This window comes from Sorangium sp. So ce406 (assembly GCF_051474675.1).
Taxonomy (GTDB): Bacteria; Myxococcota_A; Polyangia; order Polyangiales; family Polyangiaceae; genus Sorangium; species Sorangium cellulosum_G.
The window spans coordinates 2,020,205-2,032,548 of the sequence record NZ_CP150340.1; the positions used below are offsets into that span (position 1 = coordinate 2,020,205).

The 12,344-nt window shown below is 71.7% G+C and carries 12 protein-coding genes; 11 read left to right on the forward strand and 1 reads right to left on the reverse strand.

Annotated features, from left to right (window positions below):
- The first annotated feature begins 12 nt into the window (after positions 1 to 12).
- The 6 genes from WME96_RS07450 to WME96_RS07475 all read left to right on the forward strand — a co-directional run bounded on the left by WME96_RS07450 (position 13) and on the right by WME96_RS07475 (position 6,028).
- Positions 13 to 717 carry a response regulator gene (locus WME96_RS07450; RefSeq protein WP_061616861.1) on the forward strand — a complete coding sequence of 235 codons (705 nt, stop codon included), beginning with the start codon at positions 13 to 15 and terminating at the stop codon, positions 715 to 717.
- A gap of 135 nt (positions 718 to 852) precedes the next feature.
- Positions 853 to 1,566 (forward strand): DUF1775 domain-containing protein, encoded by a 714-nt coding sequence (locus WME96_RS07455; protein WP_437289471.1) that lies wholly within the window; start codon positions 853 to 855, stop codon positions 1,564 to 1,566.
- Positions 1,567 to 1,582: 16 nt separating this feature from the next.
- Positions 1,583 to 1,825: a hypothetical protein gene (locus WME96_RS07460; protein WP_437289472.1), complete on the forward strand. Its 243-nt coding sequence runs from the start codon at positions 1,583 to 1,585 to the stop codon at positions 1,823 to 1,825.
- A gap of 686 nt (positions 1,826 to 2,511) precedes the next feature.
- A complete protein-coding gene (locus WME96_RS07465) occupies positions 2,512 to 3,453 on the forward strand; it encodes an alpha/beta hydrolase family esterase (protein ID WP_437289473.1) in 942 nt (313 codons plus the stop codon).
- A gap of 67 nt (positions 3,454 to 3,520) precedes the next feature.
- Positions 3,521 to 4,747: a DNA polymerase IV gene (dinB, locus tag WME96_RS07470; RefSeq protein WP_437289474.1), complete on the forward strand. Its 1,227-nt coding sequence runs from the start codon at positions 3,521 to 3,523 to the stop codon at positions 4,745 to 4,747.
- 27 nt (positions 4,748 to 4,774) lie between these two features.
- Positions 4,775 to 6,028: an outer membrane protein assembly factor BamB family protein gene (locus WME96_RS07475; RefSeq protein WP_437289475.1), complete on the forward strand. Its 1,254-nt coding sequence runs from the start codon at positions 4,775 to 4,777 to the stop codon at positions 6,026 to 6,028.
- A gap of 15 nt (positions 6,029 to 6,043) precedes the next feature.
- Here the strand turns inward: WME96_RS07475 and WME96_RS07480 are convergent, their stop codons facing one another.
- Positions 6,044 to 7,069 (reverse strand): NADP-dependent oxidoreductase, encoded by a 1,026-nt coding sequence (locus WME96_RS07480; protein WP_437289476.1) that lies wholly within the window; start codon positions 7,067 to 7,069, stop codon positions 6,044 to 6,046.
- A 411-nt stretch (positions 7,070 to 7,480) separates the two neighbouring features.
- Between WME96_RS07480 and WME96_RS07485 the strand changes: the two genes are divergently transcribed.
- From WME96_RS07485 to WME96_RS07505, 5 genes are all read left to right on the forward strand, one after another.
- A complete protein-coding gene (locus WME96_RS07485) occupies positions 7,481 to 8,026 on the forward strand; it encodes a dihydrofolate reductase family protein (protein WP_437289477.1) in 546 nt (181 codons plus the stop codon).
- 449 nt (positions 8,027 to 8,475) lie between these two features.
- Positions 8,476 to 9,555, forward strand: a complete 1,080-nt coding sequence (locus WME96_RS07490) for a hypothetical protein (RefSeq protein WP_437289478.1) — start codon at positions 8,476 to 8,478, stop codon at positions 9,553 to 9,555.
- Between the two features lie 72 nt (positions 9,556 to 9,627).
- Positions 9,628 to 10,827: an MFS transporter gene (locus WME96_RS07495; protein ID WP_437289479.1), complete on the forward strand. Its 1,200-nt coding sequence runs from the start codon at positions 9,628 to 9,630 to the stop codon at positions 10,825 to 10,827.
- 198 nt (positions 10,828 to 11,025) lie between these two features.
- On the forward strand, positions 11,026 to 11,508 hold the full coding sequence (locus tag WME96_RS07500) for a hypothetical protein (protein WP_437289480.1): 483 nt from the start codon (positions 11,026 to 11,028) through the stop codon (positions 11,506 to 11,508).
- A 330-nt stretch (positions 11,509 to 11,838) separates the two neighbouring features.
- A complete protein-coding gene (locus WME96_RS07505) occupies positions 11,839 to 12,279 on the forward strand; it encodes a hypothetical protein (RefSeq protein ID WP_437289481.1) in 441 nt (146 codons plus the stop codon).
- Positions 12,280 to 12,344: the final 65 nt, after the last annotated feature.

A 12,344-nucleotide genomic window follows, 5' to 3' on the forward strand; every position in this document is an offset into this window, starting at 1 on the left:
GTGGCCGGACGGATGTCGGACGCGTCCCCCCTCGTGCTGCTGATCGAGGACGAGCCGCAGATGCGGCGTTTCCTCCGCGCGATGCTGGCGGCCCGCGGCTACCGGCTCGTGGAGGCGGAGACGGGCGGCGAGGGGATCGCCCAGGCGACGACGCGCAATCCGGATCTCGTGCTCCTCGATCTGGCGCTGCCGGACATGGACGGCCTGGAGGTGACCCGCCGCCTCCGCGAGTGGAGCGCTGTCCCGATCATCGTGCTGTCGGCCCGTGGTCAGGAGCAGGACAAGATCGACGCGCTGGACGGCGGCGCCGACGATTACCTGACCAAGCCCTTCAGCGCGGGCGAGCTCCTGGCGCGGCTGCGCGTGGCGCTGCGCCACGCCGCCCACGCGGCGCGCGGAGCGAAGGAGGAGGGCCACCGCTTCGCGGTCCAGGACGTCGAGGTCGACCTCGCGCGCCGGGTCGTGCTGCGAGGGGGCGAGGAGATCCATTTGACCCCCATCGAGTACAGGCTGCTCACGACGCTGATCCGGCACGCGGGGAAGGTGTTGACGCATCGCCAGCTCCTCGGCGAGGTGTGGGGCCCCGCGTACGCGGGGCAGACGCATTACCTGCGGGTCTACATGGCGCAGCTCCGGCACAAGCTGGAGCGCGATCCCGCGCGGCCGCAGATGCTGATCACCGAGCCCGGCGTCGGCTACCGGCTGAAGGCGGCCTGAGCGATCACCCCTCCGGTGCGTCCATGGCAGCCCACCGCGCGCGGCGCTGTCGGGGAGCGCTGCGACAACAGGTCGCATTTCCAGGGGATGGAGGCCTCACTAGAGTGCTCGAACTTTCTCGGTGGAGGTCTTGAGATGAAGAGAGCGTTGCAGAGCTGCCTGATCGTTGCAGGCTCGCTGTTCACGGCGACGGTCGCGCACGCGCACATTTCGGTGTCGGGTCCCGCCTTCGCCGGCGCCACCCACGAGGCCAGCTTCGGCGTGGGCCACGGCTGCGACGGCGCGGACACCTACCGGGTGAAGGTCCAGATCCCGGCGGGGGTGACGTCGGTGCGGCCGATGGACAGCACGTTCGGCAAGGCCGCCCTGGAGAAGGACGCGGAGGGCAACGTCACGGCGGTCGTCTGGACGAAGCCGCTGGCAGACGTGCTCCCGGCGGACACCAGCTATTACAAGCTGACATTGCGGTTCAAGGTCCCGGAGACGCCGTTCAAGACCCTGTATTTCCCCACCGTCCAGACCTGCCGCACCGCCGACGGCACCGAGACGATCGCCGAGTGGGTGGACACCTCCACCGAGCACGGCAGCCACGGCGCGGACGCGGGCGCCCCGGCCGCGCTCCCGGCGCCGGCGCTGTCGATCCTGCCGCCGCGCGCGCCGGGGTGGAACAAGTACACGGTGAACGAGCACGTTCACGATCTCTCGGTCTTCAACGACGCGCTCATCGTCTGGGCGGGGAAGGCGGCGTACAGCCCCAACCCGAGCACCCAGAGCCTGATCATGACGGAGCCGGATACCGAGGTGCTGACGATGATCCATCCCGGCACCGAGATCTGGGTCAAGTACTGAGCCGAGGAGTCAGACCATGCGAGCGTGGCTCCCCCTGATCGCCGCCTGCGCGCTCTGCGCTTGCTCCAACGAAACGCTCTCGCCCTTGCAGGGCTCGAGCACGGGCGCCGGGCCCGACGCAAGCTCACCCGGCCCGACCTCGCCGCCCGATGCCGGGTCCGACGCCGCGACGCCGCCCTCGCTGCTCGACCGCCCGCCCGAGCTGCCGCGGCCGCCGGGCAGCCGGCTGCCCGACGATCTGAAGCCGCCGGTCCGCTAGCGCCGCGCCGCCCGAGCTCGCCCCTGATTCCGGAAGGGCGCAGGCCAACTCGATGGTCGACTCCGGCAGCAGCATGCCTGTCTCGGGATCGATCTCCGTGACCAGGTTGACAATGTGCGCGGTGTCGCTCCCCGGCGGCGGGCAGGGGAAGAGTTCGACCATCGTTGAAGGGTGAAGCAGGATGGAGTGAGATCGCTGTCTGTGAGCGTTCACATTGTCAATGTCACTGGACGGTCCGGCCATGATTGCAGTCCGACGTCCGCTCCTCTTGACGCGCCGCGCTGGGGCAGCGCTGTCCGCGTTGTCTCCTCCAGGGATCGAGAGTATCCGCGGCCGCGCCGACGAGCGTTGACATCGCCAATGTGAGCGTTCACAATACACGACCTCACGCTGAGGATGCGCCTCGTGGAACGCTGCCGGTGAGGGCGGAGCCGGGCCTTCTCAGGTCCCGTGATCGCCCGGGCCCCGGCGATCGACAGTTACGAGGTGGTGTCGCGATGAGTCAATGTGCATTGAGCCTGAGCGTTCTTCTCACTGCGGGCGTGGCGATGGGGCTGTCCGCTTGCTCGTCGGACCCGGATCCCGTCGACCCCGGCGGTAGTGTGTCTTCTGGCGCCACCACGAGCGCCAGCGGCGGCTCCAGCGTGAGCTCGACGTCGAGCGGAGGTACCGGCGGGAGCGGGAGCGTGAGCACGTCCGAGAGCGCGAGCAGCTCCGGCGGCATGGGCGGCTCGGGCGGCGCGGGCGGCGCGGGCGGCGACTCGGCCGGCGGCGGCGGCTCGACGGGCGCTGACGACAGCGGCTCGATGGGCTGCGGCAGGCCCGCGACGCGCCCCGACCCCCGCACCCAGCAGACGTTGATGGTCGGCGGGGTGACGCGCTATTACCTGATGTACGTGCCGGAGAACTACGACCCGAACAAGCCGCTGTCGCTGGTCTTCGGTATCCACGGCCTGAACATGAACAACGTGTGGGCCGCGCACGACAACAGCGGGTTCCAGCTCATCCAGGAGACCGACGACCAGGCGCTGCTCATCTACCCGCAGGGGCTGCCGGCGAGCGGGCGATCCACGCCTCCGAGCACCGAATCGCAGTGGGGCACCGCGGACTCCAACTGGGGCGGTCCGCCGCCGAGCGCCAACCGGGCGCGCCTGGACGCCGACCTGGCGTTCTTCGATGCCATGCTCGAGCATGCCAAGTCGAACTACTGCGTGGATACGAAGCGCGTCTTCGCGGTCGGGTTCAGCCAGGGTGGCTTCATGACGAACACGCTCGGCTGCGAGCGCGCTTCCGAGTTCCGCGGTCTCGCTCCGGTCGCCGGGTGGGGCCCCAATGGATCCCAGCCCATGTGCGGCGACGCGAGCGCCGCGCACGCGGTGATTCAAACGCAGGGCGACACCGACGGGACCGTGACCCCCGCGCTGGGACAGTCCACCCGCGACTTCTGGCGCGGCCGGAACGGCTGCGAGGCGACCACGATGCCGTCGGCGGCCTTCGGCAACGGGTGCGTCGAGTATCAAGGCTGCAACGAGGGCACGCCGCTCGTGTACTGCACGCACCCCGGCGGTCACTCCGTGCCGTCCGGCGCGGGCGGGCGAGCCTGGCGGTTCTTCCAGTCGCTCGAGTGAGCCCCGCGCGCCGCGTCGCGGCCGGTTGATCCCGGCGCGAGCCCGGGGTGCAATCGCGCCCGCCGCGATGCGCCAGATCCTCCACATCGACATGGACGCGTTCTTCGCGTCGGTCGAGCAGCTCGACGACCCGTCGCTGCGGGGCCGCCCCGTCCTCGTGGGCGGGGCCTCGCGGCGCGGCGTCGTCGCGGCCGCCTCGTACGAGGCGCGCCCCTCCGGCGCCCGCTCGGCCATGCCGATGGCCGAGGCGATCCGCCGCTGCCCGCAGGCGGTCGTCGTGCCGGTGCGGCACGCCCGCTACGCCGAGGTGAGCGCGCAGGTCTTCGCGATCTTCCGCCGCTTCACGCCGCTCGTCGAGGGGCTGTCGCTCGACGAGGCCTTCCTCGACGTGACCGCGAGCCGCTCGCTCTTCGGCGACGGCGAGGCGATCGCGGCGCGGATCAAGCGCGCCATCCAGGGCGAGATCGGCCTCACCGCCTCGGCCGGGGTCGCGCCGTGCAAGTTCGCCGCGAAGATCGCGAGCGATCTGCGGAAGCCCGACGGGCTCGTCGTCGTCCCCGACGACGTCGCCGCGTTCCTCGCGCCGCTGCCGCTCGAGCGCATGTGGGGCGTGGGCCCGCGCGCGGCCGAGCGCCTCCGCGGCGCGGGGCTCGCGACCATCGGCGACCTCGCGCGCTGCCCGGCGCCGCGCCTGCACGAGCTCCTCGGCCCCGCGTGGGGTGAGCACGTGCGGCTCCTCGCCGCCGGGATCGACGAGCGCGAGGTCGTCCCAGGCCGCGCGGCGGAGTCGATCGGCGCGGAGGAGACGGTGGAGGAGGACCTGCTCGGCAGGGCGCCGATCGAGCGCTGGCTGCTCGAGCTCTCGGCCCGCGTGGCGCGGCGCCTGCTCAAGGCGGGCCTCTCCTGCCGCGCGGTGGCGGTGAAGCTCAAGTACTCGGACTTCACGCTGCGGACCCGCCAGACGAAGCTGGGCGAGCCGGTCGCGGACACCGACTCGATCTACGCCTGCGCGAAGGGGCTCCTCTCGCGCTTCGACCTCTCGCGGCCGGTGCGGCTCGTCGGCATCGCGGCGGGCGACCTGACCCGCCAGACCGAGAGCCCGACCCTGAGCCTGTTCCCGGTCGCCTCCGAGCGCCGCCGGCGCCTGGAAGGCGTCGTGGCGGACGTGGCCGAGCGCTTTGGGGGAAAAGGGATCACGCGCGCGGCCCTGCTGGAGCAGCCGCGCTCGCAGGAGCCTCCGCGCGAGCGCGGCGCCGTCCCCGGGGCGCGCGGGAGCGCGCGAGAGAGGAAGTAGACGGCGGAGCTCGTGTAGAGTGGAACGATGGGAAGGATCGTCGACACCCGATGCCCCCGCTGCGGCGCCCCGCTGCCGATCCAGCCGGGGATGGACGCGGTCGCCTGCCAGTACTGCGGCGCGCGCTCGCTGATCGACCGCGGCAGGAGGCCGACCACCGCGCCGATCCCGCAGGGAATGCACGTCGTCCGGGTCGCCCCGCCGCCCAGCAACGCCGCGGCGGTCACGGTGACGGCGGCCGTCGCCGGCATGGTCGCGGCCGGCGCGATCGCCGGCTTCGTCGCGTGGGGCGCGACGGGGGGATCCAGCGCAGGGGCTCGGCCGCTCCTCGGCGTGGGACCCAGGACGTACTTCAGCGATCGGCCGATGATCGCCGACGTGAACGGCGACGGCGCGCCGGACGTGATCGGCAAGAGCAGCGTCCCCGCCGGCGAGGAGTGGATCGGGGCCTATGACGGGCGCGACGGGAAGCCGATCTGGAGGACGGCGGCCCTCGCCAAGGACGCGACGACGCACGAGGCGCGGCGCGCGGTGGTCCTCGATCGGGTGATCTCGGTCGACGCGCTGGGCAAGGCGCAGGCCTACGATCTGCGCACCGGGACGCCGTCATGGTCGGTGCCGCTCGGGGAGAAGGCGCGGCGGGTGTGCCAGGGGAGCGGCGTGATCGTCGTCGAGACGGTCGACGACGCGAAGCACGGGCTGGATCCGGCGAGCGGGGCGAAGCGCGCGCTCGCGAAGGACGCGGCGTGCAAGGTGGCCCCGAGCTCGAACAAGGACGAGGCGCCCGGCTATCAGCTCGTCAGCTGGTCCGATTTCGACGAGCTCGGGCTGCCCAGGTCGCACGAGGTCGAGGGAATGTCGGTGGACCGCGCGCTCGTCGCGAGCGGGCCCGGGCCGAGGTTCCTGCTTGGCAACCGCAGCAAGGGCAGCCGGATCGGCATGGTGGCCGCTGTGGACAAGAAGACGATCCTCTGGAAGACGGTGGTGCCCGGCGTCGACCCGCTCACCACGAGCGACTCCGGGGTCGACGAGGCGGCCTACGAGGGGGGGATGCTGGTCGTCCCTTACGACATGAAGGATCACGGCGAAGGGACGCGCCTCGCCTGCTTCGACGGGGGCACCGGCACGCGGCTCTGGGACGTGCAGATCCACAAGAAGTCGCAGGTCTCGCTCGGGATCTCGACGTCGGCGAACGACGTCTTCTACGCCACGTGGACGGCGCTCTATGTGTTCTCGCTGAAGACGGGGAAGCTCAGGTACACGATCGGCACCGAGTTCTGAGCGCCGCGTGACGCCTCACGGATCGGCGACCTTCAGGAGCTGCTTGCCCACGTTCGCGCTGGTGAACAGGCGGTTGAGCGTCGCCGGCGCCTTCTCGATGCCTTCCTGGACGTCGACGCGGTTCTTGATCTTGCCCGAGCTCACCCAGGCGCCGAGATCGGAGACCGCCTCGCCCAGGCGGTTGAAGTAATCGCTGACGATGAACCCCTCCATCCGGCCGCGCCGGATGAGCAGGTTCAGGTAGTTCCTTGGGCCGGCCGGCAGCTCGGACGCGTTGTAGTCGCCGATCGCGCCGCAGAGGACGACCCGCCCGCGCATCGCGAGCTCGGCGAGCGCGGCGTCCAGGATCGCGCCGCCCACGTTGTCGAAGTAGACGTCGATAGCGGAAGGGCAGAGCTCGTGGAGCCGGGCCGCGACGTCCTCGGACCGGTAGTCGATCGCGGCGTCGAAGTCGAGCTCACCTGTCAGCCACGCGCACTTCTCCGGGCCGCCCGCGATGCCGATCGCGCGGCAGCCCTTGAGCTTCGCGATCTGACCCACCATCATCCCGGTCGCGCCCGCCGCGCCCGAGACGACCACCGTCTCCCCCTGCTGGACGCGGCCGACGTCGAGCAGACCGAAGTAGGCAGTCAGGCCGGTCACGCCGAAGACGCTGAGCGCGAGCTCGGGCGAGGTGCCGGGCGGCAGCTTCGTCGCCGGGACCAGGGCGGCCTTGCCGGACGCCAGCACCGCGTAGTCCTGCCAGCCGAGCAGGCCCTGGACGAGGTCGCCCGGGGCAAACCCAGGGCTGTTCGAGCGCACGACCTTGCCGATACCGAAGGCGCGGACGACATCGCCGATCGGGACCGCCGGCATGTACGAGTCGCGGTCGAGCCAGATCCGCTGTGTGGGATCGACCGACAGGTACAGCGTGCGGACGAGGATCTCGCCATCCGCCTTCGGCTCGGGGACGGGCTCCTCGCCGAACGTGAAATCGCTGTCCTTGAGCATTCCGACGGGGCGAGAGGCCAGGCGCCAGCACCGATTCACGTCGCTCTGCATGATGTCTTCTCCTCGGATGGCGACGACGCTACCAGCGCGTCATGAGCAGGGCAACCGACCGAGCCGGTAGGCGAGCGCGCCGACCCATGCTACGGTCGCCGGCGACGCCTCACCCGCGTCGCTCATGACCACCCCTCGCTGACTCCGTCGCTCCGTCACTCGGCCGTTCGAGGTGAGCCGTCCACCGCGTGCACCGCGCCTGTCGCTGCGTGCGCCGCGCGCGATCGTGGACGATCGGCTCCCGGCGCGCAGGCCGTGACGAGCAGCGGGGGCGACGACGGCGGCGCGCTGAAGGGACGTCTCCCGAGGCCGCCGGAGCGCCGGGCCGGAGTGCTCGCGGCGCGGTCGGTCCGGCTCGCCGTCGCCATGTGATCCGGGCGCGAACAGGGCAGGTTTTGAAGGAGGATTCGTATGAGAAAGATTGTGTATGACGTCGCGGTTTCGCTCGACCATTTCATCTCGCACGAGGACGGCTCGGTCGACGGCTTCCTGATGGAAGGTGAGCACGCCGCGGACTACGTCGAGCGCCTCAAGGGCTACGACACCGTGCTGATGGGGAGAAAGACGTACGAGTGGGGCTATGATCACGGCCTCGTCCCGGGGAAGCGCGCCTACGCGCACATGGACCACTACATCTTCTCGAAGACCCTGCGCTTCGACGAGGGCGCGGAGGTCCACGTCGTCGATCGCGACGAGCTCGCGGCGCTGGAGCGGCTCAGGGAGCGCGACGGCACGGACATCTATCTCTGCGGGGGCGGCGCCTTCGCCGGCTTCCTCCTGGACCACGGGCTCGTCGACCGGCTCGTCGTCAAGCTGAATCCCATCCTCCTCGGCCATGGAGTCCGGCTCTTCGGCGGCAGCACCAGGAAGGTCGCCCTGGCCCTCCTGGAATCGAAGGCGTACGCGAACGGCGTGGTCCTCCTGACGTATGACGTGAAGTACGGGGGCGCGGCGTGACGGATCGCCCGCGGCGATCCGCGGGCCGAGCTCGACCCGCCATGATGCGACTCGACCCCACCGCGGCGTCCTCGTCGGGCGGGGTCTGAGTCCGGCGCTCCGGCGAGGCCCCGTGATGACGCCGCCGTGGCCGCGGCGTCATCACGTCATGATCGAGCGGCCCTGTCCGCTCGGACGCCGGCGCCGGCTGGCGCGCCGCTCCTGGCTTATCTCCACAGGTGGTCTGATGTGGCTGCCGCACGTGTAGCGGCGCCAGCGTTGTTGTTCGCCAGGCGCGCTGAGCTCCTGACGAAAGATTCACGTGTACAGACTGTTGAGAAGCTCCTCTGTCCAGGATAACGTCGTGCGTGTGGGGCTGGCGCCGAGGAGCTCGGGCACGGTGCGCGCCGCCACGGTGAACGGCGGCTGCGGTGCGCGGCCCCGCGAGGCTTATCGAAGGAGGGGCTGGAATGAGAACAGTTCATTCACTGGCGGTGTACGGGCTCTTTGCCGGCGCATTCGCCATGACGGGTTGTGGTGGCGATGACACCTCCGGCAGCGGCGGCGCCGGCGGGAGCTCCTCCAGCTCCAGCACGTCGTCGGGCGTGACGAGCGGGACCGGGAGCTCGACCAGCACGGGGTCTGGCAGCGGCTCGGGCGGAGGCACCGTCGACCCGGGCGAGCAGTGCCCTGGTTGCGCGCGGCTCTCCATACCGTTCACGAGCGCGGGCCAGTTGACGCAGTACTTCATCGAGTTCGCCCAGCCGGTCGACCTGACGGGCGCCACCGTCACCTTCCGCGTGAAGAACCACGCCGGCACCAACGGCAACGTCGAGCCGTTCGTGCAAAACGGGGGCGAGCTGATGTGGGCGAACATCGGATTTACACGGAATCCGGTCGCCGACCTCGACGAGTGGACGGACCTCACGATCGATGTCGATGCCTTGGCCCCGACGTCTGCCAACTTCAACCGCACCGTGGTGAAGTTCGTCGGCGTTCAGGTCACGGCGGGCGACGTGGGGCCCTGGACCAACCCGACCGTGGTCTACGTCGACTCCATCACCGTCACGAGGCCCGCCGGCGCGAGCGCTGCTCGCAATGCCGGAGGCACGAACGGCAATTTCGGCGCTGGCGGCGCCGGCGGCGCCGGGGGCACGAGCGGTGAAGGCGGCGCGAGCGGCACCGGCGGCGCGGGCGGTGAAGGCGCCGCGAGCGGCACGGGCGGCGCAGGCGGTGAAGGCGCGGCGAGCGGCACCGGCGGCGAAGGCGGCGCGAGCGGCACCGGCGGCGCGGGCGGCGAGGGCGCGGCGAGCGGCACGGGCGGCGCGGGCGGCGAGGGCGCGGCGAGCGGCACCGGCGGCGCGGGCGGCGAAGGCGGCGAAGGCGGCGCGAGCGGCACCGGCGGCGCGGGCGGCGAGGGCGGCGGCCCCGGCGAAGACGTGACTCATGTGGTCGGGCCGTTCGAGTTCACGACCAGCGTGGAGCCGATGGTGATCAACATCTTCTACATGCCCGTGGCAGGCTCGACGTTGCTCCATATCGCCGAGTGAACCCGGGCGCGCGAGGATGCTGCGACCGGGACCTCGCGGACCCGGGATCGCGTAGACTCGCGCGCCCTCGTCATGCCGTCGGTCAAGCAGAACCCCTGGCTCATCTGCGCCTACTACGGCGCGCATTCGGCGATGTTCCCGACGGCGATCTTCCCGCTGTTCTGGACCAGGGACATCGGGATGAGCGTGGCGACGATGATGAGCGTTCAGGCGTTCTTCAGCCTGAGCATCGCGCTCTTCGAGTTCCCCTCCGGCTACATCGCCGATCGCCTCGGGCATCGCCGCGCGCTCGTGCTCGGCAGCGGCGCCATCGTGATCGGGTGGCTGCTCTACGCGCTCGCGCGCGGGCTGTGGTCGGTGCTGGCGGCGGAGCTCGTGCTCGGCGTGGGGTTCTCGCTCATCTCGGGGGCGGACGCCGCCCTGCTCTACGACTCGCTGCGCGAGGAGGGCAGGGAGCACGAGTTCGCCCGCTGGTACGGCCGCATGCGCTCCGCGGCGCAGATCTCCTCGGGGGCCGCCGCGCTGCTCGCGGGCTTCCTCTACGCGCGCTGGTCGCGCCTGCCGTTCGTGATGGAGCTCGTATGCTGGGTGGTCGCGCTCGGTATCGCCCTGCGGTTCGGCGAGACCCGGCGCGCGCAGCCGCGGGTCGAGGACCACCTCGGCCGCATGCGCGCGATCGTGCGCGACTCGCTGGTCAGGCGCGCCGACCTGCGCGCGGTGATGCTGCTCGGCGTGGCGTTCGCGCTCGCGGCGTACCTGCCGACGTGGCTCATGGCGCTGTACGCGACCGAGTCCGGCGCCGAGGTCGCGTGGATCGGCCCCATGTGGGCCGTCGCGAGCTTCACCACCGCGCTGGGCGCCATGGTGAGCGAGCGCGCGGGCCGCCGCCTCGGCATGACGGGGACGCTGCTCGCGTGCCTCGCCCTGGTGGCGGCCGGGTACCTCGGCCTCGCGCTCTCCCATCACGCGCTCGGATTCGCCTTCTATTTCCTGCTCACGTTCGTGCGCGGGCTGCACATGCCGCTCCTCCACCACGAGGAGCAGCGGCTCGCGCCCGACGACGATCGCGCGAGCTGCGTCTCGCTGCGCAGCTTCCTGTTCCGCATCGCCTTCGTGCTGCTCGGGCCCGTCGTGGGCATGGGCGTCGACCGTTACGGGCACCGCCCCGTGCTGTGGGTCGCGGGCGCGCTCATGGTGGCGCTCACGCTCCTCGCGCTCGCCCTGTTCCGCGCCCGCGCGGCGCCGCCGTCAGGCCCGGTGACCAGCGCATGACCGGCGCCGCTCCGCGCCAGGAGCCCGGCCGCGCTTCAGGCCGATCTCGACATCTGCCGGTTCATCAAGCGCCTCCTCTCCTGGGCCGCGCGGACAGCCTCCATGGCTCATCGCGCTGCGCCGCGCCGGGAACCACGTGCTTTGGCCGACGGCGCGACCGCATCGCCCGCCGCCGGGCGGAGTGCTACGGCGTCCGCGATGAAGAAGGTTGCGCAAGAGAAGGTTGCGCGAGAGGAAGAGGCGGACCGGATCCTCGAGCTCGTCGGCCAGTCCTGGGACGCCATCCACGGCATCCTGGAGCGGCAGTTCGCCGTCCTCCATAACCGTGCCCAGGTGCTGATCGGCCTTTGCGGTATCGTCATCACCACGACCGGCTTCTCGGGCCGCCTCATCGCCGGCACCAGCCGCGCCGCGCAGGGGCTGATCATCGCCGGGGTCGCGATCGTGCTGCTCGCCGCCACGCTGATCGTCTGGGGCGTGCAGCATATCCGCTGGCTCACCCAGCAGCCGGGCGGCGACATGCGCGAATGGCTCCTCGTCTCGCTCGCGTACCGGGACCGCAAGACCACGATCTACCGCGTCGCCATCGCGTTCCTGCTGGTGGGCCTGTCGTTCTACGTCATCGCGATCGCCATGATGCTGCTCCATCCCACCGCGGCCCCGTCGTCCGGCGGCCGCTGAGCTCGGGAGCGCGACCGGGGCCTGGGGGGCTGCGCCGCGCGCCGGGCGGCGCGTTCTCCACGGCGCTCGCGGCGCAGGGGGCGCGTCGCGAGGGACCGCGCCGGAGCAGCCTGTCGAGCGATCGCTCGCCTGAGGCGAAATGCTCCACGCGCGCGCGCCGTGGCGGCGCAATGGGCGCAGCAAGCGCGGCGCGGCGCGCGATTCCCGGTGAGGGCGAGCCGGCACGATGCGTGCTTTGACTCGATAGGACCCAGGACCACGGACACGACGGAACAGCCGCGAGCCGCCCCCGCGAGGCGGGAGGCTTCGGGCTCTGCGAGGGTGATTGCCATGCACGACACCGCGTTTGAACCTTTCGAGAACGACCTTCAGGCGCGCCGCTGGCGCGATGAGCCGCTGCCCGCGGGCGTCCCCCCGCACGCCTCCGGCCTGGCCAAGGCCGCCGCGGGGGCCCTCGCGGGGGCCGCGGCGGGCGCGGCGGTGGGCGCGATCGCCGGCCCGCCCGGGGTCGTCGCCGGCTCGGTGATCGGCACGCTCGTCGGGACGGTCGCGGAGGTCGTCGTCTCGCGCGATCGGCAGCGGGAGGCGCAGCGGGACGCGGCGCTCGACGAGGAGATCGGCGTGGTCGGCGGGGACATCGGCGCGGCGCCGCCCGGCCAGCCCGCCGCGGAGCGCGCCGCGTTCTCCGCGCCGGTCGCGGGCGCCGCGGGGGCGGTCGACGCCGGGTTCGGCCCGGCCGGCGGCCCGCTGCAGAACGTCGAGCAGGCCTGAGCGACGCTCGTCCCCGCGGCGCCGGTCGATCTACGCGCCGCCGCGCCGCGCCGCCCTCGAGGCCG

Excerpts from the sequence above, each read along its gene's own strand:
- WME96_RS07450 (WP_061616861.1), top strand. The coding sequence starts at position 13 with ATGTCGGACGCGTCCCCCCTCGTGCTGCTGATCGAGGACGAGCCGCAG.
- WME96_RS07455 (WP_437289471.1), top strand. The coding sequence starts at position 853 with ATGAAGAGAGCGTTGCAGAGCTGCCTGATCGTTGCAGGCTCGCTGTTC.
- WME96_RS07460 (WP_437289472.1), top strand. The coding sequence starts at position 1,583 with ATGCGAGCGTGGCTCCCCCTGATCGCCGCCTGCGCGCTCTGCGCTTGC.
- dinB (WP_437289474.1), top strand. The coding sequence starts at position 3,521 with ATGCGCCAGATCCTCCACATCGACATGGACGCGTTCTTCGCGTCGGTC.
- WME96_RS07475 (WP_437289475.1), top strand. The coding sequence starts at position 4,775 with ATGGGAAGGATCGTCGACACCCGATGCCCCCGCTGCGGCGCCCCGCTG.
- WME96_RS07480 (WP_437289476.1), bottom strand. The coding sequence starts at position 7,069 with ATGCAGAGCGACGTGAATCGGTGCTGGCGCCTGGCCTCTCGCCCCGTC.
- WME96_RS07485 (WP_437289477.1), top strand. The coding sequence starts at position 7,481 with ATGAGAAAGATTGTGTATGACGTCGCGGTTTCGCTCGACCATTTCATC.
- WME96_RS07490 (WP_437289478.1), top strand. The coding sequence starts at position 8,476 with ATGAGAACAGTTCATTCACTGGCGGTGTACGGGCTCTTTGCCGGCGCA.
- WME96_RS07495 (WP_437289479.1), top strand. The coding sequence starts at position 9,628 with ATGCCGTCGGTCAAGCAGAACCCCTGGCTCATCTGCGCCTACTACGGC.
- WME96_RS07500 (WP_437289480.1), top strand. The coding sequence starts at position 11,026 with ATGAAGAAGGTTGCGCAAGAGAAGGTTGCGCGAGAGGAAGAGGCGGAC.
- WME96_RS07505 (WP_437289481.1), top strand. The coding sequence starts at position 11,839 with ATGCACGACACCGCGTTTGAACCTTTCGAGAACGACCTTCAGGCGCGC.